The sequence below is a fragment of the Haloarcula sp. KBTZ06 genome (assembly GCF_048595605.1).
GTDB classification, from domain to species: domain Archaea; phylum Halobacteriota; class Halobacteria; order Halobacteriales; family Haloarculaceae; genus Haloarcula; species Haloarcula hispanica.
In genome coordinates, this window is the sequence record NZ_CP184337.1 from 174,931 (window position 1) to 192,747 (window position 17,817).

The following is a 17,817-nucleotide window of genomic DNA, read 5'->3' on the forward strand; positions in this document are numbered from 1 at the left end:
GTCAGTGGGCGGCCATCGAGGACAGGACGTTGAGGCAGTACACGCCGGCGACGATGAGCGCGATTCCGACGACGCCGACGGGGTCGACCGGTTCGTCGAACACGACGGTTCCGATGGCCGCGACACCGACGATACCCAGGGCGGCCCACGTCCCGTAGACGACGCCGATGGGGAGCTCCTCCAGGGTCAGCGAGACGAGGTAGAACGCCACACCGTAGCCAAGGACGACGCCGAGGCTGGGAACGGGCTTCGAGAACCCCTCTGAGAGCTTGAGCGCGGTCGTTCCGAGCAGCTCCGAGGCGATTGCCGCTCCGAGCAACACGTACGGATTCATAGTGAGAACGCCGGCCGGCGGTGGGATGAACGTACTGAAACGCCCCGCCACTTTCGGTGTGTTTCGGCCGCTCGGCGGCTCTGGCGGCGCTTCCGGCGGCAGGGTGCCCACATCGGCGGCGCTCCTCGCGCCGGCCGCACCCGCGTCGAGTCCGGTCCTGTGGACCTTTGTACCGGCCGCTCGACCACCCGACGATGACCGAACTGGCCGAACTCGGGCTCTCGAACTACGAGGAGACGGCGTATCGGACGCTGCTGGTGACCGGTGCGGTGTCCGCGAGCGACCTCTCCGACGCGAGCGGCGTCCCCCGGGGGCGGATCTACGACGTGCTCAACGGCCTCGAAGCCCGCGGGATAGTCCGGACCCAGTCGACTGACCCGACGCGGTACACCCCCGTCGACCCGGAGACGGTCGTCGACAGGCTGCTCTCGGAGCGGACCCGCGAACTGGCATCGGAGTTCGATCGGTACCGGTCCGTCGCCGCGTCCGTCAGGGCGGACCTCCTGCCCGCGCCGCCCGTCGACAGCAGTTTCTGGCTCGGATCGCTCGGAAGCGAGGAGATGCGGGCGGCGATGAGCCGGCACGTCAGGACCGCCCGAGAGCACGTCCGGGCGACCGTCGGTCCGCCGTACGAGCGCGCGTCGTGGGAGACGCTCCAGACCGAGGTCGACGCGTTCCTCGACGGTGTGGGCGAGGACGTGCGGGTCGACCTGCTCTGTAGCGAGGCGGTACTCGACGTGCTTCCCGAGTCGCTCCCCGACCTGCTCGCCGACCGCAACGCGGCGGTCCGGGCGGTGCCGACGGTCGGGGTCTCCTTCGACGTGATCGACGCCGCGGCGGTGACGGTCGACGTTCCGGACCCGCTCTCGCCCGCCGACAGGCTCGGCGTGGTCGGGATCACCGATTCGGAGGTCGCGGCGGCGTTCGAGGCCCGCTTCGAGCGACTGTGGGTCGAGGCGGAGCCGTTGCTGGAGCGGTAATCCGGAACCGACTGACGGCCCCCCGTCTCAGCGGCCAGGGTTGACTGCAGGCACCTCGACGCGGTCCAGCACATCATCGACGACCGTCGACGGGTCGACGCCGCGGACGCCCGCGTCGGCGGTCAGGACGAGTCGGTGGGCGAACGCCTCCCCGACGACGCTTTTCACGTCGTCCGGGACGGCGTAGTCGCGGCCGTCGAGGACCGCGGCGGCGCGAGTCGCCTCGAACAGTCGCTGAATACCACGCGGGGAGACGCCGACGTCCACGCGGTCGTCCTCGCGGGTGGCCCGGCCGAGTTCGACGACGTAGTCCCGGAGCGTGCCGTCGACGGTGACTGATTCGACAGTCCGCTGGAGCGCCGGCAGGCGCTCGCCGTCGATGACGCTGGTGACGCTCGGGGCCTGTGCCGTCCGGTCGGCCCGCCGGTCGATGAGTTCCCGCTCGCCGCCGAAGTCGGGATAGCCCATCGACGTCTTGACGATGAAGCGGTCCCGCTGGGCCTCGGGCAGGCCGAAGGTCCCCTCCTGTTCGACGGGGTTCTGCGTGGCGATGACGAAGAACGGCTCGGGGAGGTCGTGGGTCACGCCGTCGACGGTCACCTGCTTCTCGCCCATTGCTTCGAGCAGTGCGGCCTGCGTCTTGGGCGGTGCGCGGTTGATTTCATCGGCCAGCACGACGTTGGCGAAGACGGGGCCAGGCTGGAAGTCGAACTCGCCGGTGGCCTCGTTGAACACGTTCGAGCCGGTGATGTCGGACGGCAGCAGGTCCGGCGTGAACTGCACCCGCTTGAAGGAGAGATCGAGCGCCGTCGCGAACGACTGGGCGGTGAGCGTCTTCCCCGTGCCGGGTACGTCTTCCAGCAGGACGTGCCCCCGGGCGAGAACCCCGGTCATGACGGTTTCGAGGAAGTGGTCGTCGGCGATGACGGCACTGCCGACCGCGTCGAGGATCTGTCGGCTGGTTCGTCCGGCAGTGTCGTGGTCCATACCGGCGTGTAGACAGCCACCGACAAATACCCTCTCCCTCGGGTCCACCGGTCGGCGTACCGATACCATGCCATCTTATCACAATAAGAGAGTATTGCCGTAACTCTGAGTTATAGATAGCTAGGGATATATGCATACTGCACATGACCAACGACTACGGATTCGGGACGCGCTGTGTCCACGCCGGCCAAGAGGAGCCGGATCCGGCGACGGGGGCACGCGCGCCGCCAATCTATCAGACCTCGTCGTACGTCTTCGAGGACGCCGACACCGCGGCCGACCGGTACGCACTGGAAGACGACGGCAACGTCTACTCGCGGTTCGACAACCCTACTGTCCGGATGCTCGAAAACCGCATCGCCTCCCTCGAAAACGCCGTCGACGCCGTCGCGACGGGGTCGGGGATGGCCGCGCTCGACGCCGGGACGTTCGTCCTCGCGGCCAACGGCGACAACATCGTGACGGCCTCCTCTATCTATGGCGGCACGCATTCGTACTTCTCGAAGGCCGCCAGCCGGCGGGGCATCGAGACGCGGTTCGTCGACACGCTCGACCCGGACGCCTACGCCGCGGCCATCGACGAGGACACGGCCTACGTCCACTTCGAGACCATCGGGAACCCCTCGCTCGTGGTCCCGCCGATGGAAGACATCGCCGAGGTGGCTCACGACCACGGCGTCCCCGTCTTCGTCGACAACACGTTCGGGACGCCGGCGCTCTGTAACCCGCTTGACCACGGCGTGGACCTCCTCTGGGAGTCGACGACGAAGTGGATCCACGGCTCCGGAACGACCGTCGGCGGCGTCCTCGTCGACGGCGGCTCGTTCCCCTGGGACGAGTACCCCGAGAAGTTCCCGGAACTGGGCGGCGAGAACGAGGCCTTCGGCAAGAACTTCACCGAGGCATTCGGCGACCGCGCCTTCTCCGTCGCCGCCCGCCAGCGCGCCCTCCGTTCGCTCGGCGACGGCCAGAAGCCGTTCGACGCCTGGGCGACGCTTCAGGGGGTCGAGACGCTCTCCCTGCGGATGGAGCGCCACTGCGAGAACGCGATGACCGTCGCACAGCACCTCGACGACCACCCCGATGTCGCCTGGGTCACCTATCCCGGACTGGAGAGTCACGAGACCCACGACTTGGCACAGCAGTACCTCTCCGGTGGGTTCGGCGGCATCGTCACGTTCGGGCTGGAAGCCGGCTACGATGCCGGTCGACGGTTCTGCGAGGAGACGGACCTCGCCCAGTTCCTTGCGAACATCGGCGATGCCAAGACGCTGGTCATCCACCCGGCTTCGACTACCCACGCCCAGCTCAGTGAGGAAGAGCAACGCGCCAGCGGCGTGACGCCGGACCTCCTCCGGTTCAGCGTCGGCATCGAAGACCCCGAAGACATCATCGCGGACATCGACGACACAATCGAGCGAATCACATGAACGTCGAACACAACACAGTCTCGCTGGGCGAGTTCGAGTTCGACTGCGGCGAGACGATTCCGGATCTCGAAATCACCTACGAGGCCTACGGGGAGTTCGACGGCGACAACGCGGTGCTGGTCTGTCACGCGCTGACCGGTAGCGCCCACGTCGCGGGCCGCGACCGGGTCGACAGCGCCGACCAGGCCCGCGCCTGGTGGGACGACATCGTCGGCCCGGGCAAGGCCATCGATACCACGGAGTACTACGTCGTCTGTGCGAACGTGCCCGGCTCGTGCTACGGGTCGACGGGGCCAAAAAGCGAGAACCCGGAGACGGGCGAGCCCTACGGCACCGACTTCCCGCCGGTCACTGTCACGGACTGGACTGAGGCCCAGCGCGCGCTGCTCGACGAACTCGGGATTCCCCACCTCCACGCGGTCGTCGGCGGCAGCGTCGGCGGCATGAACGTCATCGAGTGGGCCAAGCGCCACCCGGACCACGTCGACCGCATCGTTCCCATCGCCGCGGCCGCGCGACTGGACACACAGTGCCTCTCGCTCGACGCCATCGCCCGACGGGCCATCACGACCGACCCGAACTGGAACCAGGGCCACTACTACGGCGAGGACCAGGACCCGCCCAGCGACGGGCTGGCGCTGGCCCGCCAACTGGGCCATGTGATGTACCTCTCGAAGGCGTCGATGGAGCGCCGCTTCGGCCGCCGCGCCGCCGGCCGGGACGCCGTCCGCACGTTCCCCACCGACGCCGCGGGCGCGTTCTTCCCGTACCGCGACGTGGAGTCGTACCTCGATTACAACGCCGAGAAGTTCACCGAGCGCTTCGACGCCAATAGCTACCTCTACCTGACGCGGGCGATGGACAACTACGACCTCGCCGCCGGGTTCGAGTCCGACGCGGACGCGCTGGCGGCCTTCGACGGCGACGCGCTGGTGATGTCTTTTACCGCCGACTGGCACTTCACCACCCAGCAGGCGGAGGCGCTGGCCGACTCGCTCCGGGCGGCCGACGCGAACGTCGCCCACCACGTCATCGACTCCGACCACGGCCACGACGCGTTCCTCGTCGAACCGGACAACGTTGGGCCGCCGCTCGCGGACTTCCTCGACGACGGCGTCGCGGGCAAGGCCGTCACCGACTCGGTGGTCGAGGACAGCCAGGAGAGTGACTTCGCACCTGTCCACAACAGCCTGTTCTCGCAGTAGCGACGCGAGTGCCGTTCGCCGACAGGCGGGTTCGCTGGCCCCGATTCGGCTCGTCAATCATGCATATTCTGTCTTACGGTAGCATTTAACATATTTCGGAACGACTAGCTCTATGTATGGCTGACATGACCACGAACATCGAAAGCGAGGAGTATTCGTTCGGCCAGACGGTGTACGACGAGGACGGGGACGCACTCGGGACCATCCGCGGGTTCGACGAACACGGCTTCTACGTCACGGTCGAGGACGGCATCGAGTCGCTGTCGAGCGAGCATCTCAGCGCCGGGGCCGCGGGCGAGGCCGAACTGATGTGGCGCTGCTGGGAATGCGGCGAGATGGGCCAGATAGAGGACATCCCCGACGAATGCCCGTCCTGTAACGCGCCCAAGGAAGACATCTACTACTGGCAGGAGGACTGAGGCGACGCCCGCGTGACAGGCCGGGCTTACGCCCGCTCGAATCGCTCGGCGACGGCCGGTCCGACTGACTCCCGCACGGTCTCGACGGCCGACGGCGGAAGCGAGAACCGAAGTGTCGTCCAGTCGAGTTCGAGAACCGCGTGCCCGTCCGCATCACCGATGACTACGTACACCAGCGTCCCCCCGTAGACGCGCGCCAGCGCGTCGAACGTTTCTGCCGTCATCGGCACCGTTCCGGTCGTGTGGGTGTCGGTAGCCGACACGTCGGTGTGGCCCGCGAGCGTCTCGACAGCGAACCGTTCGTGTTGGGGGGTGTCTCGCCGGCCGACACCGAGGTGGACAAAGGCCTTTTCCGGGGACCGCGGTGACGCGTCCAGCACCGCCGCGAGCACGTCCAGCCCGACCGCTTCGTCCGGGTCGGACAGTTCGAACCGACGTATGGTTTCGTCTTCAGGCCAGGTCGGCCCCGGTTCGACGCCGCCGATGCCCTCCCACGCCGTGACGATTGTCTCGGTCAGTCGGTCGATGCCGATTTCGTCGATCGCCCGAACTACCGCCTCGGCGTCGTCGGAGTCGCCCATGGCCCCTCGTTCGTCGCTCGCGGCAAAGTGCGTGCTGATTCCGACCGCCGGTGATGGGTTTTTGTTCGGGCCGTCCCTGCTCGTCGGTATGGATATCGTCGTCGTCGGGGCCGGAAGCCTCGGCAGCCTCGTCGGTGGCTTGCTCGCCCGCGAACACGACGTGACGCTCGTGGGCCGCGAGCCACACGCCGGCAGCGTTAGCGAGAACGGTCTGTCGGTGGTGGGAACCGAGGAGTTCCGGGTCCGTCCGGGCGCACAGACGACGATTCCACAGCGTGCCGACCTCGCGCTGGTGACGGTCAAGGCCTACGACACCGCCGCCGTTGCAGCGGACCTCGCGGACTGCACGCTCGACGCTTGCCTCTCGCTCCAGAATGGGATGGGCAACGAGGAGCGGTTAGCCGCCGAACTCGACTGTCCGGTGCTGGCGGGGACGTGTTCCTACGGCGCGCGGCTCAGGGAACCGGGCACCGTGGCGTTCACCGGCCGCGGCGACATCGTACTCGGGGACCGCAACGGCGGCCGGTCCGCAACCGCCGACGACGTCGGGGCGGCGTTCCGTGCGGCCGGTATCGAGACAACCGTCGCAGCGGATATGCCGACCCGCCTCTGGGAGAAACTCGCGGTCAACGCCGGTATCAACGCTGTGACCGCGCTCGCCCGCGTGGCGAACGGCGCGCTGGCCGACTCGCCGGCCGACAACATCGCGGCGGACGCTGTACGGGAAACGGCCGCCGTCGCCCGCGAGCAGGGGATCGACCTCTCGGACGAGCGTGCGGTATCGCTCGTCGAACGTGTCGTCGACGACACCGCCGCCAACCACTCGTCGATGTACCAGGACATCTCGGACGGCCGCCAAACGGAAATCGACGCCATCAACGGCTACGTCGCGGCGACTGCGACGGCACCAGTCCCAGTCAACGAGACGCTTGCCGGGCTCGTCCGTACGTGGGAGCGACACCGCGAGCGGTAGGTTCTGGAATCACACAACGACTATATACACGTCTCCTATGTGTGTCTCACATGACTCCACAGACCGACGGAGCGCGGCTCGACGCGCCGCGTAGTGCTCCCAGCAGGACTGCTTCGTGTACTACAGCGAGGGGACCACTGGTATGACAGCGGACGACGCGGCCGGGAACCGCATCGTCGACTACGAACTGTTCGAGGTCCCGCCGCGCTGGCTCTTCCTTCGGCTGGAGACGGCCGATGGAACCGTCGGCTGGGGCGAACCAGTCGTCGAGGGCCGAGCACACACCGTGCGTGCGGCCGTCGAGGAACTGCTCGACAGCTATCTCATCGGAGAGAACCCGGAGAACATCCAGGACCACTGGCAGGCGATGTACCGCGGCGGCTTCTACCGCGGCGGCCCGGTCCTGATGTCCGCCATCGCCGGCATCGACCAGGCGCTGTGGGATATCAAAGGGAAGCAACTCGGTGCGCCGGTCCACCAGCTTCTGGGCGGCCAGGCCCGGGACCGGATTCGGGTGTACCAGTGGATCGGCGGTGACGAGCCCTCCGACGTGGCGAACGCCGCTCGGGAACAGGTCGACGCCGGGTTCACAGCGCTGAAGATGAACGCAACGCCCGAAATCGAGCGCGTCGATAACCCGGCCACGGTCGAGGCCGCCGCGACGCGACTCCGGGAGGTCAGGGAGGCCGTTGGCCCGGAGGTCGACATCGGCGTCGACTTCCACGGCCGCGTCACGAAGCCAATGGTCAAGCGCCTGGCGTCCGCGATGGAGCCCTACGAACCGATGTTCATCGAGGAACCGGTGTTGCCCGAACACAACGACGCGCTGCCGGCGCTTGCGGCTCACACCGACATTCCGATTGCGACCGGCGAGCGGATGTATTCGCGCTGGGACTACAAGGCGGTGTTCGAGGACGGGGCCGTCGACGTGATCCAGCCGGACCTCTCCCACGCCGGCGGCATCACCGAGGTGTACAAGATCGCGTCGATGGCCGAGGCCTACGACGTGGCGATGGCCCCGCACTGCCCGCTCGGCCCGGTCGCGCTGGCGTCCTGTGTTCAGGTCGACGCCTGCTCGCCCAACGCTCTCATCCAGGAGCAGAGCATCGACATCCACTACAACGAAACCACCGACGTGCTGGACTACCTTGCCGACCCGTCGGTGTTCGACTACGAGGACGGGTTCGTCACTGTCCCCACCGACCCCGGACTGGGTATCGACATCGACGAGGCGTTCCTCCGGGAGCAGTCCCAGCAGGACGTCGACTGGCACAACCCCGTCTGGCGACACGACGACGGCAGCGTCGCCGAGTGGTAGCTCGGCGGCTCCTCATCGGTAACTGGCTAGGTGGCTCCCCCTCGGTAACTGGCTATCCCCTCGCACTCTCTCACCGGACAACTGTGAGACCGGCAGCACGGACACGCACCAAAGGAAAGGGCTCATATTCCGCGCCCGATACGTACCTGTATGGCCTCCTCAACGTCGTGGAAGCGCGATTTCGCGAGCGGCCTTATTATCCTGTTGCCGCTGCTGGTGACGGTTTACGTTATCATCTATCTCTACTCTATCCTCGCGTCCGCGGCGGTCATCCCGGCGATTGACGGCGAACTGCTAGCGGCGCTCGGACTCCCCTCGGGAACGTCGTCTGTCGAACTCGCACGGGTGTTCACGACGCTGATTATCTTCATCCTCATCGTGTTCTCTATCGGCTATCTGATGCGGACGGCCTTCGGCGACATCGTCGAACGGGCCATCGACGACGCGATGAACCACGTCCCCGGGCTCCGGGTGGTGTACAACGCCTCGAAGATGGCGGTCGAGACAGCTGTCGGGGGAACCGAAGAACTCCAGGCGCCGGTGAAACTCGAAGTGTGGGACGGGATGCGGATGACCGCGTTCAAAACGGGCCAGACGACCGAGGACGGCCGCGAGGTGCTCTTCTTGCCGACAGCGCCGAACATCACGACCGGCTACGTCGTCGAGGTCGAACCGCACCGCTACGAGGAAATCGACGAGCGCGTCGAAGAGGCGCTGACACGGATTCTCAGCGCCGGGTTCGGCGATACGGACCGTAGTACCGCCACGCCGATTCCGGTCGCCGACGAGGAAGACCTCGCGGACGATTAGCCGCGCGGTTCAGTACCCGCTCAGACGTAGTGGAACCACTCTTCGCGGTCGCCGCTCTCGATGACGTCGAAGAAGGCTGACTGGAGTTCGTCGGTGACCGGTCCCTTGGTCCCTTCGCCGATCTCGTTGTCGTCGACGCTTCGGATGGGCGTGACCTCCGCCGCCGTGCCGGTAAAGAACAGCTCGTCAGCGGTGTATAGCTCACCGCGGGAGATGGTCGCTTCCTCGTGGACGGTGTAGCCCATCTCCTCGGCGAGCGTGATTGCGGTGTTGCGGGTGATGCCTTCGAGGATGCTCTCGGCCAGTCCGGGCGTGTAGATTTCTCCGTCCCGGACCATGAAGATGTTCTCGCCCGGCCCTTCGGCGACGTTGCCTTCCTTGTTCAGGACGATAGCTTCGGTGTAGCCGTTCCGGCGGGCCTCCTCGCCGGCGAGCATGCTGTTGACGTACAGCCCCGTCGTCTTGATGTTGGTCGGAATCTGGCTGGAGGCGTGCTTGCGCCAGGACGACACCATCACGTCGACGCCCTCTTCCAGCGCTTCCTCGCCCAGATACGCGCCCCACGGCCACGCGGCGATGGTGGTCTTCGTCGGGCAGTCCTTCGGGCTCACGCCGAGCGAATCGAAGCCGTAGTAAACGATGGGGCGGATGTAACACGACTCGAACCCTTCCGTTTCGATGAGTTCCGTCGTCGCCTCGGTGAGTTCGTCCTTGCTGAACTCGATGTCGAGGTCGTAGGGCTTCGCGGACTTGTACAGGCGGTCGAGGTGTTCTTCCCAGCGGAAGATGGCCGGCCCCTGTTCGGTGTCGTAACAGCGAACGCCCTCGAAAACGCCGGTCCCGTAGTGCAGCGCGTGCGTGAGGACGTGGGTCTGAGCGTCCTCGAAGTCGACGAACTCGCCGTCCATCCAGATGCGGTCGGTTCCCTCGAACATCTCTGGACGGTCGCTCATCGCACGACCCCTCCGGTGAGTTGACAGTCGCGATGCCCGCGGGTGATGCCTCCTGCTGTCTCGTCGTGTGTCATATCTACCCCATTGATTCCCTTGGTTAAGAGTGTTGACGATACCCCCGCGGGTCAGGGTCGTGTTGTCTCGTACGGCCAGTACGGAGCACTGCCCCGGCGAGCACAAACGCTTTAGTGGAATCTGGCCGTCCGCACCGCACATGTCCTCCCTGAAGCGGTCGCTCCACCGCAGCGTCGCTGTCCTGTTGCTTCCGCTGGGCCTGCTCCTGATTCAGGCCGAGGTCATCACGCGAAATCTCTCCGGCGTCGTCGAATCACCGGTGCCCGGGCTCTCTCGGGCCGTGGGTATCGCTTTGTTCACTGGAGCGACGCTGTACCTCGTCGCCAGCGGTCTCAGACAACTTGCAGCGGCGGCGGATACTCCATTCTGACTCGCAAACCGGTCCAGTCCCGTGATTGCTGGAAATAAACACTGGCTGTCTGCTTCCCACACTGTCGGACGTTGCTCTCTCAATAATTCTGCGGCACGGAGTGGTGACTACTCTGTCTCAGCTACAGCCACCAGTATCAGTCGAATCGCTCTAGCAGGCTGGCACCTTCGACGTACACAAGCCCTTCGCGGTCGGCGTAGGCCCGCGCTGCTGCCGGGGGCAGCGCTGCGCCCGTCTCATCGTCCAGCATCTCACAGACGACGGCGGCCGCTGGCAGGTCGGCCGCGTCGGCGAGTTCGAGCGCGAGTTCGGTGTGGCCCTCGCGGTCGGCCAGGCCGTCCGGGGCTGCCCGGAGGAGGTGGACGTGGCCCGGCGACCGGAACGCCTCGCTGAACGCCTCTGGGTCGGGGTCCGTCGCGGCGGCAGCCAACTCTCGGATCGTCAGTGAGCGGTCGTCGTCGGTGATCCCGGTGAACGTGTCGCGGTGGTTCACCGTCAGCGAGAACGAGGAGCGCTCGTCGTAGGCGAGGTCGTGGTCGGCCGCCGTCGGATGGTCGAGGACCTCCTGCATGAACGGCAGTTCCAGCGCCTCGGCGACGCGGTCCGAGAGCGCGACGCAGACGAGGCCCCCGGCGTCGTTGCGCATCCGGGCGACGGCGTCGGGGCTGACGGCCCCGGCCGGGTAGACGAGGTCGGTCTCACCTTCGCGGTCGGCGGCGTCGTGGATCAGCACCGGCTCGCCGCGGGCGAAGGCGGCGACGGCGTCGGCCACGCTGTCGGCGTCAACGGCGGTTTCCTCACTCCGAGACATGCACGATCACCTCGTCACCGTCGGCCAGTTCCAGCACCTCGCGGAGCTTCTCGGGCGCGATTACTTCGAGTTGCTCCTCGCCGTGGTGGGTCCGCTCGGGGGCGATGACGTGGGCCGGCTCGTACTCGCCATCGCTCCCTTCTATCGAGGCGGGGTAGCAGTACGCGGGACCGTACGTCCGCTCGTCGTCTTCCCACCCCTCGATGGTGACCGGTTCGATGGCGCTCATCCGCGCTCGCTTGCGGACGCTCTCGGCCGTGAGTTCGAGGTTGAGCGTGCCCGCGAACGGCTCGTACCCCAGTCGCTCGATGAACTGCTCCATGTAGCCCGGCAGCGTGATGTAGTGTCGTCCCTCTCCCATCCCCGAGGTGACGACGCCGGTCAGGTCGACGCTGGCGTCGGACTCGAAGATCCGCCGGTAGTCGGCGTACTCCGACTGGAGGCGGCGTTCACCGTCCCCGGTCAGTTCGACCTCTTGCCCGTCGCTGACGATGTCCCGGGCCAGTAGCCCGGCGTCTTCGAGCCGCTGGAGCCGCCGCGAGGCGGTCTGGTTCGAGGCGTCCAGCCGTTCCGCGAGATCGGCACAGGACACCTTTGCCGACTCATCGAGCGCACCGTCGAGGGCGAGCAGTTTCAGCGTCGCCAGTTCGTCCCGACCGACGCCCTGTCCCGTTGATTCAGCCATGCATTGCAGTAGGGATTCCCGCCGGATAAGCATACCGAAGGTGGAATGCATTCCACTTTTGGAACGGAGAAAAACTGGTACGGGGTTGGTAGCAGAAGCGCGTCTTACCGTTTCTACTGGATACAATTCAAGCCGCTGCCTAACACGTTCGGCCCTATCACACTGCTGTGATAGATGATAAGACGCGGCTGGGAGACACTGGTCGAAAATGCATCATGAGACCGCGAAACCGGGTATCGGCCCCGATTCGTTTCGATTGGGCTATTCAGAGGCTGCCTTCGAGCAACGAGACAATGGACTCTGTCCGTTTGTCGACTTTGTCCATGTTGGTGCATGGCTCTTTATCAACCGTGAGGACTCCATCGCTGTAGTTGATCTCACCAGTCATCCCTGCGACGTTCTTGAACACGACCGACTCCAGCTCTGCTTCAAGCGCTTCCCGCCCCAATTTGTCGCTACAGATTGCCTCGAAGGCACTGATTGTCGGTAGAAAATAGACTTTCGTCCACCCTTCGAACCAGAGCTCTTCGTTGACTCTCTCGTCGATAAGTGATTCCCACTGGATATCGAGATCGACCTCAAAACCCGCTGCGTCGTCAATTGAATCCTTTAGCGACGGCATTTCTTCTTCCTGAAACTCCTTTACTTTTCGCTTACTTTTTAGATCCATTAATATTCACGCGATTGAAAATACGCCCCCTTATGTATTTAATACTATTCTTTCGGACTACGATCTTTCACTACGAGTGGCACTCCTGAGTGGTGTCTGGCCAGTTCTTTCCACTCCTACGCAAACTCGAAAAGAGCGCTCTCGATAGGACAGAATCAAACCCACCGGTTCCATTCCTCTGGATCTGTAAGAACAAGCGGATTAACCGCTATTCAACGGAGCAGGCGAAAAAGCGACTGCCTTCGCTCACGGTTTCGCTGTTCGCATTGTGGTCCCACTCCGCTCGACTTGCGTCCCGATGTCGTACATGGCACTCAGTACTCGACGAGCGAATCCTGCTCCCAGAACTCGCTCGACTTCTCCAGTTTCGGAACCCATGTGTTCTCGTCCTCGGCGAGCATCGCCACGCGGGAGTCTTCGACCTCCTTCAGCACGTCGTGGTCGGGGAGGTACTCGCCCATCTCTCGTGTGAACTCCCGGACCTCGCTGTGGTCGGGCATCGAGTCGCGGTCGAGACGGCCCCGCGAGTGGCCGACGTGCATGTACGCCTTCATCTCGACGAAGTCCGCATCGGCCCGGTCACACATCGCCGCGTACCACTCGGGGTGGTGCATGTTGTGGCCTTTGACCAGCGTCGTCCGGATGACGGTGCGGGTGTCGTCTTTCTCGGCCAGTACGTCCAGCGTGTCGATGAGCGAGTCCCAGGCGTCGTCCTCCATCGCCTGCACCGTCGAGTCGAACGTCTGGCGGTCGGCGGCGTCGACGGAGACGTACAGTTGCGTGGGGTCACACCGCTCCAGCATCTCCGTGTTGGTCCCGTTGGAGACGAGGAAGGTGGTGATGTCGCGGTCGTGGAACTCCTCGATGAGTTCCGGCAGGTGCGGGTAGAGCGTGGGTTCGCCGTCCAGCGAGATGGCGACGTGGCGCGGTTCCATCGCCTGGTCGAACACCTCGCGCGGGACTTCATCGTTGCCCCCGAAGCCCGACAACAGTTTCCGCTGGAGTTCCACGGAGGCGTCGGCGACCGCCGCGGGGTCGTCCCACTCCACGTCGCCGAGTTCGTAGGCGTGGCCGGCGTGGTCCCGCCAGCAGAACACGCACCGCTCGTTGCATTTCACGACCGGCGTCATCTGGATGCAGCGGTGGGACTCGATACCGTAGAAGATGTACTTGTAACACTTCCCTTCGCCGCGAAGGGCGTTTTTCGTCCAGCCGCAGGTCTGGGCGGCCGTGTGGTTCTCGCTGTGGTAGGCCGGGTCCGAGACCTGCTTCGGACCGCCGTCGGCGTCACTCATTGCTGTCGGCTTCAACAGCCAGCGGCAAAAACTCCCGGATGTTGCGCGTCAGTCACGATACGCTCGGACCGCGTGTGGCAACTTACGTCAGCTTGACGATGGGGTTGCTCATGTGGTGGCCGACGACGTTGCCGTTCTCCATGATCCGGTCGTAGCCATCGTCGTCAACTTCGATTCGGGTTTCGCTGTCCTTCTGCATCAGATAGAGTGTTTTGTTCATACACCTGTGGATGCCCCTGATAGGCAAGACCAGAACTACTAGGTGTATAGATACGCGCTGTGATGTATGCTATATGTATCAAATCCCGGCGGAGATGTATCTCAGCCGGAAGATTTTGGGGGCTCCGGATAGTGAGTACATAGTATGGGTGTGCTTGACACGGTCTCCGAGCTGTTCGGCTCCGGGGACCAGCACTACCGGTTCCGCTGTGACGACTGCGGGACCGAGTTCGCACAGCGCGTGGCGACAGTCGAGGACCTGACCTGTCCGGAGTGTGGCGCTGGGGCGGTGCGGCCGGCCGAAGCAGCGTGAGGTTGGGGTGCCACTAAGCCCCGAGTCAGCGGCCCAGATCGTAGAACTCGTCGTTCGGACGGATGTCGGCGAGCTGTGCCAGCCGGTTCGAGAGGTTGAAGAAGGCGGCGACGCTGCCGATGTCCCAGATCGCGCGGCGGCTGTAGCCGTGGTCCTCCAGCCGTTCGAGGTCTGCGTCCTCGATACGGGCGGGCGATTCTGTCAGCTTCACCGCGAAATCCAGCATCGCCTTGTGCGTCTCGTTGATGTCCGCAGTTCGGTGGTTCGCGGCGACCTGTTCGGCGAGCTTGGGTGCGTCGGCGTAAATACGCAGCAGCGCACCGTGGGCGACGATACAGTAGAGGCAGTCGTTGACGCCGCTGACGGCGACGATTATCATCTCGACTTCCTCGCGTTCCAGCGCCGTCTGCTCGACCAGCGCGTCGTGGTACGCGAAAAAGGCCCGGAAGTGCGAGGGACGATAGGCCATCGCCGGGAAGATGTTCGGCGTGAAGCCGGCGCGTTCGGTCTCCTCTTCGATGCGTTCCTGCAGGTCTTCGGGGAGGTCGTCGATGTCGGGGGTTTCGAACCGAGCCATCACTGTGTCGGAGTCTGCCATACCACACGTCCGTCCGGCCGCGGCTTGAAAGTTAGCTGCCTGTCTGGCCATGGCTGGCGAGAGCTGCTGTATAGTTCTTCCGGGGACGTGGCACGAGGTCGAACAGCCACGCCGGCTCTTTTGCTAGGCGGCGCGACCGTTCGTATGCATGTCAACGACGACAGAGACGACACAGACGTACGACGTCAGTACCGGCAACTGGAAAGCCGGCGTGCTCGGCGGTATCGCCGGGAGCGCCGTGATGGGTGCCTTGATTCTCGTGATGAACACCGCGACGCTCGCCGTCGCAATCCCGTCCCTGTACGGGCTCGCGCCGCCGCCGAGCCCAGCGGCTGGCCTCGTCGTCCACCTCTCCCATGGGGCCGTGATGGGCGTGATGTTCGCCGGGCTGGCGAGGGTCCTCAATCTGGAATCGTCCGGCAAACTGCTTGGGCTCGGCGTCGGCTGGGGCGTCGCCACCTGGGTGCTCTTTGCCGCGCTTCTGATGCCAGTCTGGCTCGGTGCGGTCGGCTCGCCGGCCTCCCCGCCGTTCCCGAACTTCGCGCCGCCGTCGCTGCTGTGGCACGTCGTCTACGGGGGCGTCCTCGCGGTCGTTTACGCCGCGACCGTGGACCGCATCTGAGACCCAACCTGAGCCGTCGCGGTCGCCGCTACTGCTCCTGAAACACGGTCCACTGTCGCTCGTCGGTTCTGGCGTCGGCTATCGCCTCGACCTTCTCGCGCTGCAGGTCGTCCAACTGCGCAGTCGCCAGCCGAATCCACGACAGGAACTCCCCGCGGAGCCGCTCACGCACTACTTCAGGCGGCTGTGGCGTGTAGACGTACACATGCCCGCCCTCCGGCCTGATTCGCCGGCGCTTCTCGACGACGCCGAACTCCGCGAGATGGTTGAGATGGCGCGCGACGACGCTCCGGTCGTAGCCGATCTGTTCGGCCAGTGCTGCCACGGTCAACTCACCGCCCTCCATCACGCAGAGACAGACGTCCAGCTCGGTACCGGACATCTCGAAGACGGTCTGCAGCAGGGTTTCGAGCGACGGCTCGCTGACCGCCGCGTCCGTCGCCTCGGTCGCCGCCATCGGCTGGCCACAGCACTCCGGCCGGTTCTCGCCGATACCGATGCCGCCGCAGGTCGCACACTCGAACAGTCGCGGTTCGTCGGCGGAGGGTGTCATACGACGGGCTACTCACCCCGCCGGTAGAAGCTTCAGGTATGGTCGGAGTAACTACGGGCGGGTGCCGGCGGGTCGCGGTTTCTCGCCCGTCATATAGATGTTAGTCCAAAGGTCTAAGCCCTCCCGGGACGGAATACAATTCACTATGAGCACTGACACAGAGGACGCCAACGACCTGCGCGAGCGAATCACGAACTTCCTGCGTCGCAACTTCCCCCAGATCCAGATGCACGGCGGGAGCGCGGCCATCGAGGAGATCGACCGCGAGGAAGGCAGCGTCACGATCCGCCTCGGCGGCGCCTGTTCCGGCTGTGGCATCTCACCGATGACCATCCAGGCCATCAAGACGCGCATGACCAAGGAGATCCCGGAGATCAACGAGGTCACCGCGCGCACCGGGATGGAACAGCAGGAAGGGATGTCCGGCGGCAGCGGCGGCATGAGCCCCTCGTTCCCCGGCGAGTCCCGCGGCGGCGACGTCGGCGGCGACGAAGACGAAGGCCCCGAAGCGCCGTTCTGAGGCCAGCTCTCGATCTTTTTTAGATTCGTGGCTAGCCGCAGGTGTGGAAGCGTCTCTGTGAGTCGCCGTCTCTGGCTCGTCGCATCCGAACCAGCGCAAGCAACCATCACTGCAGCAGCGAGTCACACAGATTAAGACGACGGGGCCAGACGGCGGGGATATGGAGACGGTCGATACGGTCGTTTGGGCGCTGTGGGCGATGTTGCCGGCGTACATCCCGAACAACGCCGCGGTACTCGCTGGCGGTGGCAGACCGATAGACGGCGGTCGGACCTGGGGCGGGCGGCGGGTGCTCGGCGACGGCAAGACCTGGCGCGGGACACTGATCGGAACCGCCGCCGGGACACTGCTCGCGCTCGGACTGACACAGGCCGCGCCCAGCGTGAGCGCTGCCCTGGGAACCGACCTCCCGACGTTTCCGCTCCGTGCGGGGCTTGGACTCGCCTTCGGCGCGATGCTCGGGGACATCGGCGCGTCATTCCTCAAACGCCGGACGGGCCGCGAGCGCGGCGCCGCGTTCCCCGGACTGGATCAACTGGATTTCGTCGTCGGGGCGTTGCTCTGTGCGCTTGTGGCCGCGCCGTCGTGGTTCACCGAGACGTTCACGCTCCCGGTGCTGGTCGTCGTTGTCGTCGCGACGCCGGTGTTACACGTCGTCACCAACGGTCTCGCCTACCTGCTCGGGCTGAAAAACGAGCCGTGGTAACAGTTGTAGCGGCCCGTGGCGTTTTCCAATAGAACTACTTCTATCGCCCACAACGCACACTCGATGGCCCTGGCCACCTCCCTCCCGGTCGGTAGACGTGCCCCGCCGATCATTAGACGTGCGACGGCTGCTGGCGTGCTCTGTACGGCGGTCTTTCTGCCGATCATGTACGTGCTCCTGCACGCGTACGTAGTCCTCACGGTAAGCGTCGGTCCCGTCGACACGCTCAACAGACTGATCGACTTCGCCCTCGTCGCCGGCGGCGCGACGACGTTCGCCGCGGGATTCGTTTCGCAGTGCGTGCTCGGAACTGTGCTCCCCGAGACGACTGCGTAACGACATCGAATCGACGAAGAAGTGCGTTTTTACGCGCTGACCGTGGAGTGTCGG

Annotated in this window: 24 protein-coding genes; 13 read left to right on the forward strand and 11 right to left on the reverse strand. The window is 65.1% G+C overall.

The genetic code is table 11. The features are described 5' to 3' along the window. Window position 1: 1 nt before the first annotated feature. Window positions 2-334 (reverse strand): DMT family transporter, encoded by a 333-nt coding sequence (locus ACNO8S_RS00890; RefSeq protein WP_050037452.1) that lies wholly within the window; start codon window positions 332-334, stop codon window positions 2-4. 194 nt (window positions 335-528) lie between these two features. Between ACNO8S_RS00890 and ACNO8S_RS00895 the strand changes: the two genes are divergently transcribed. Further along, a complete protein-coding gene (locus ACNO8S_RS00895) occupies window positions 529-1,314 on the forward strand; it encodes a TrmB family transcriptional regulator (protein WP_420182347.1) in 786 nt (261 codons plus the stop codon). 27 nt (window positions 1,315-1,341) lie between these two features. Here the strand turns inward: ACNO8S_RS00895 and ACNO8S_RS00900 are convergent, their stop codons facing one another. After that, window positions 1,342-2,301: an AAA family ATPase gene (locus ACNO8S_RS00900; RefSeq protein ID WP_050007727.1), complete on the reverse strand. Its 960-nt coding sequence runs from the start codon at window positions 2,299-2,301 to the stop codon at window positions 1,342-1,344. Between the two features lie 143 nt (window positions 2,302-2,444). Here ACNO8S_RS00900 and ACNO8S_RS00905 point away from each other — a divergent pair, with 143 nt between their 5' ends. The 3 genes from ACNO8S_RS00905 (at window position 2,445) to ACNO8S_RS00915 (ending at window position 5,355) form a co-directional block, all read left to right on the forward strand. Continuing rightward, entirely contained in the window at window positions 2,445-3,731 is a 1,287-nt protein-coding gene (locus ACNO8S_RS00905) for an O-acetylhomoserine aminocarboxypropyltransferase/cysteine synthase family protein (protein ID WP_064287320.1), read from the forward strand. Beyond that, window positions 3,728-4,936 (forward strand): homoserine O-acetyltransferase MetX, encoded by a 1,209-nt coding sequence (gene metX / locus ACNO8S_RS00910; RefSeq protein WP_050007728.1) that lies wholly within the window; start codon window positions 3,728-3,730, stop codon window positions 4,934-4,936. The genes ACNO8S_RS00905 and metX overlap by 4 nt, the downstream gene beginning before the upstream one ends. Window positions 4,937-5,052: 116 nt before the next feature. Then, a complete protein-coding gene (locus ACNO8S_RS00915; RefSeq protein WP_008311270.1) occupies window positions 5,053-5,355 on the forward strand; it encodes a DUF7130 family rubredoxin-like protein in 303 nt (100 codons plus the stop codon). A gap of 26 nt (window positions 5,356-5,381) precedes the next feature. Here ACNO8S_RS00915 and ACNO8S_RS00920 read toward each other — a convergent pair whose 3' ends face one another. Next, window positions 5,382-5,936 carry a hypothetical protein gene (locus ACNO8S_RS00920; protein WP_420182348.1) on the reverse strand — a complete coding sequence of 185 codons (555 nt, stop codon included), beginning with the start codon at window positions 5,934-5,936 and terminating at the stop codon, window positions 5,382-5,384. A gap of 88 nt (window positions 5,937-6,024) precedes the next feature. Between ACNO8S_RS00920 and ACNO8S_RS00925 the strand changes: the two genes are divergently transcribed. The 3 genes from ACNO8S_RS00925 (at window position 6,025) to ACNO8S_RS00935 (ending at window position 9,037) form a co-directional block, all read left to right on the forward strand. Beyond that, complete coding sequence (locus tag ACNO8S_RS00925) at window positions 6,025-6,909, forward strand: ketopantoate reductase family protein (protein ID WP_129755936.1); 885 nt, start codon at window positions 6,025-6,027, stop codon at window positions 6,907-6,909. 142 nt (window positions 6,910-7,051) lie between these two features. Then, window positions 7,052-8,227 (forward strand): galactonate dehydratase, encoded by a 1,176-nt coding sequence (gene dgoD, locus ACNO8S_RS00930; RefSeq protein ID WP_420182349.1) that lies wholly within the window; start codon window positions 7,052-7,054, stop codon window positions 8,225-8,227. A gap of 150 nt (window positions 8,228-8,377) precedes the next feature. Then, complete coding sequence (locus ACNO8S_RS00935) at window positions 8,378-9,037, forward strand: DUF502 domain-containing protein (protein WP_014039323.1); 660 nt, start codon at window positions 8,378-8,380, stop codon at window positions 9,035-9,037. Between the two features lie 20 nt (window positions 9,038-9,057). Here the strand turns inward: ACNO8S_RS00935 and ACNO8S_RS00940 are convergent, their stop codons facing one another. Beyond that, window positions 9,058-9,990, reverse strand: a complete 933-nt coding sequence (locus ACNO8S_RS00940; RefSeq protein WP_004964767.1) for a branched-chain amino acid transaminase — start codon at window positions 9,988-9,990, stop codon at window positions 9,058-9,060. Between the two features lie 214 nt (window positions 9,991-10,204). On the opposite strand from ACNO8S_RS00940, the gene ACNO8S_RS00945 reads away from it, so the two are divergent. Then, a complete protein-coding gene (locus ACNO8S_RS00945) occupies window positions 10,205-10,435 on the forward strand; it encodes a hypothetical protein (RefSeq protein WP_008311264.1) in 231 nt (76 codons plus the stop codon). A gap of 136 nt (window positions 10,436-10,571) precedes the next feature. On the opposite strand, the gene ribB is transcribed toward ACNO8S_RS00945, so the two are convergent. The 5 genes from ribB to ACNO8S_RS00970 form a co-directional block, all read right to left on the reverse strand. Next, window positions 10,572-11,246, reverse strand: a complete 675-nt coding sequence (gene ribB / locus ACNO8S_RS00950; protein WP_008311262.1) for a 3,4-dihydroxy-2-butanone-4-phosphate synthase — start codon at window positions 11,244-11,246, stop codon at window positions 10,572-10,574. Then, window positions 11,233-11,931, reverse strand: a complete 699-nt coding sequence (locus tag ACNO8S_RS00955; protein WP_008311261.1) for a DUF120 domain-containing protein — start codon at window positions 11,929-11,931, stop codon at window positions 11,233-11,235. Before ACNO8S_RS00955 ends, ribB begins: the two co-directional genes overlap by 14 nt. A 265-nt stretch (window positions 11,932-12,196) precedes the next feature. Further along, entirely contained in the window at window positions 12,197-12,601 is a 405-nt protein-coding gene (locus ACNO8S_RS00960) for a hypothetical protein (RefSeq protein WP_023843095.1), read from the reverse strand. 314 nt (window positions 12,602-12,915) lie between these two features. Next, window positions 12,916-13,896 (reverse strand): 4-demethylwyosine synthase TYW1, encoded by a 981-nt coding sequence (gene twy1 / locus ACNO8S_RS00965; protein WP_044951627.1) that lies wholly within the window; start codon window positions 13,894-13,896, stop codon window positions 12,916-12,918. Between the two features lie 82 nt (window positions 13,897-13,978). Beyond that, complete coding sequence (locus ACNO8S_RS00970; protein ID WP_004964745.1) at window positions 13,979-14,116, reverse strand: hypothetical protein; 138 nt, start codon at window positions 14,114-14,116, stop codon at window positions 13,979-13,981. Window positions 14,117-14,260: 144 nt separating this feature from the next. Here ACNO8S_RS00970 and ACNO8S_RS00975 point away from each other — a divergent pair, with 144 nt between their 5' ends. Further along, entirely contained in the window at window positions 14,261-14,428 is a 168-nt protein-coding gene (locus ACNO8S_RS00975; protein ID WP_014039328.1) for an FmdB family zinc ribbon protein, read from the forward strand. Between the two features lie 25 nt (window positions 14,429-14,453). On the opposite strand, the gene ACNO8S_RS00980 is transcribed toward ACNO8S_RS00975, so the two are convergent. Further along, window positions 14,454-15,026 (reverse strand): peroxidase-related enzyme, encoded by a 573-nt coding sequence (locus tag ACNO8S_RS00980; RefSeq protein WP_014039329.1) that lies wholly within the window; start codon window positions 15,024-15,026, stop codon window positions 14,454-14,456. 148 nt (window positions 15,027-15,174) lie between these two features. Between ACNO8S_RS00980 and ACNO8S_RS00985 the strand changes: the two genes are divergently transcribed. Beyond that, a complete protein-coding gene (locus tag ACNO8S_RS00985; protein WP_014039330.1) occupies window positions 15,175-15,648 on the forward strand; it encodes a DUF6789 family protein in 474 nt (157 codons plus the stop codon). 28 nt (window positions 15,649-15,676) lie between these two features. Here ACNO8S_RS00985 and ACNO8S_RS00990 read toward each other — a convergent pair whose 3' ends face one another. Continuing rightward, window positions 15,677-16,201, reverse strand: coding sequence for a helix-turn-helix domain-containing protein (locus tag ACNO8S_RS00990; protein ID WP_014039331.1), 525 nt, complete (start codon window positions 16,199-16,201; stop codon window positions 15,677-15,679). Window positions 16,202-16,346: 145 nt separating this feature from the next. On the opposite strand from ACNO8S_RS00990, the gene ACNO8S_RS00995 reads away from it, so the two are divergent. The 3 genes from ACNO8S_RS00995 (at window position 16,347) to ACNO8S_RS01005 (ending at window position 17,763) form a co-directional block, all read left to right on the forward strand. Continuing rightward, complete coding sequence (locus ACNO8S_RS00995; RefSeq protein WP_014039332.1) at window positions 16,347-16,721, forward strand: NifU family protein; 375 nt, start codon at window positions 16,347-16,349, stop codon at window positions 16,719-16,721. A gap of 160 nt (window positions 16,722-16,881) precedes the next feature. Beyond that, on the forward strand, window positions 16,882-17,427 hold the full coding sequence (locus ACNO8S_RS01000; RefSeq protein WP_151102831.1) for a CDP-2,3-bis-(O-geranylgeranyl)-sn-glycerol synthase: 546 nt from the start codon (window positions 16,882-16,884) through the stop codon (window positions 17,425-17,427). A gap of 63 nt (window positions 17,428-17,490) precedes the next feature. After that, the gene (locus ACNO8S_RS01005; protein WP_151102832.1) at window positions 17,491-17,763 is read left to right on the forward strand and encodes a hypothetical protein; all 273 of its coding nucleotides are present in this window, start codon (window positions 17,491-17,493) and stop codon (window positions 17,761-17,763) included. The last annotated feature ends 54 nt before the right edge of the window (window positions 17,764-17,817 follow it).

Coding starts and splice junctions, on each gene's coding strand:
- ACNO8S_RS00890 (WP_050037452.1), bottom strand. CDS start 334: ATGAATCCGTACGTGTTGCTCGGAGCGGCAATCGCCTCGGAGCTGCTC.
- ACNO8S_RS00895 (WP_420182347.1), top strand. CDS start 529: ATGACCGAACTGGCCGAACTCGGGCTCTCGAACTACGAGGAGACGGCG.
- ACNO8S_RS00900 (WP_050007727.1), bottom strand. CDS start 2,301: ATGGACCACGACACTGCCGGACGAACCAGCCGACAGATCCTCGACGCG.
- ACNO8S_RS00905 (WP_064287320.1), top strand. CDS start 2,445: ATGACCAACGACTACGGATTCGGGACGCGCTGTGTCCACGCCGGCCAA.
- metX (WP_050007728.1), top strand. CDS start 3,728: ATGAACGTCGAACACAACACAGTCTCGCTGGGCGAGTTCGAGTTCGAC.
- ACNO8S_RS00915 (WP_008311270.1), top strand. CDS start 5,053: ATGGCTGACATGACCACGAACATCGAAAGCGAGGAGTATTCGTTCGGC.
- ACNO8S_RS00920 (WP_420182348.1), bottom strand. CDS start 5,936: ATGGGCGACTCCGACGACGCCGAGGCGGTAGTTCGGGCGATCGACGAA.
- ACNO8S_RS00925 (WP_129755936.1), top strand. CDS start 6,025: ATGGATATCGTCGTCGTCGGGGCCGGAAGCCTCGGCAGCCTCGTCGGT.
- dgoD (WP_420182349.1), top strand. CDS start 7,052: ATGACAGCGGACGACGCGGCCGGGAACCGCATCGTCGACTACGAACTG.
- ACNO8S_RS00935 (WP_014039323.1), top strand. CDS start 8,378: ATGGCCTCCTCAACGTCGTGGAAGCGCGATTTCGCGAGCGGCCTTATT.
- ACNO8S_RS00940 (WP_004964767.1), bottom strand. CDS start 9,990: ATGAGCGACCGTCCAGAGATGTTCGAGGGAACCGACCGCATCTGGATG.
- ACNO8S_RS00945 (WP_008311264.1), top strand. CDS start 10,205: ATGTCCTCCCTGAAGCGGTCGCTCCACCGCAGCGTCGCTGTCCTGTTG.
- ribB (WP_008311262.1), bottom strand. CDS start 11,246: ATGTCTCGGAGTGAGGAAACCGCCGTTGACGCCGACAGCGTGGCCGAC.
- ACNO8S_RS00955 (WP_008311261.1), bottom strand. CDS start 11,931: ATGGCTGAATCAACGGGACAGGGCGTCGGTCGGGACGAACTGGCGACG.
- ACNO8S_RS00960 (WP_023843095.1), bottom strand. CDS start 12,601: ATGGATCTAAAAAGTAAGCGAAAAGTAAAGGAGTTTCAGGAAGAAGAA.
- twy1 (WP_044951627.1), bottom strand. CDS start 13,896: ATGAGTGACGCCGACGGCGGTCCGAAGCAGGTCTCGGACCCGGCCTAC.
- ACNO8S_RS00970 (WP_004964745.1), bottom strand. CDS start 14,116: ATGAACAAAACACTCTATCTGATGCAGAAGGACAGCGAAACCCGAATC.
- ACNO8S_RS00975 (WP_014039328.1), top strand. CDS start 14,261: ATGGGTGTGCTTGACACGGTCTCCGAGCTGTTCGGCTCCGGGGACCAG.
- ACNO8S_RS00980 (WP_014039329.1), bottom strand. CDS start 15,026: ATGGCAGACTCCGACACAGTGATGGCTCGGTTCGAAACCCCCGACATC.
- ACNO8S_RS00985 (WP_014039330.1), top strand. CDS start 15,175: ATGTCAACGACGACAGAGACGACACAGACGTACGACGTCAGTACCGGC.
- ACNO8S_RS00990 (WP_014039331.1), bottom strand. CDS start 16,201: ATGACACCCTCCGCCGACGAACCGCGACTGTTCGAGTGTGCGACCTGC.
- ACNO8S_RS00995 (WP_014039332.1), top strand. CDS start 16,347: ATGAGCACTGACACAGAGGACGCCAACGACCTGCGCGAGCGAATCACG.
- ACNO8S_RS01000 (WP_151102831.1), top strand. CDS start 16,882: ATGGAGACGGTCGATACGGTCGTTTGGGCGCTGTGGGCGATGTTGCCG.
- ACNO8S_RS01005 (WP_151102832.1), top strand. CDS start 17,491: ATGGCCCTGGCCACCTCCCTCCCGGTCGGTAGACGTGCCCCGCCGATC.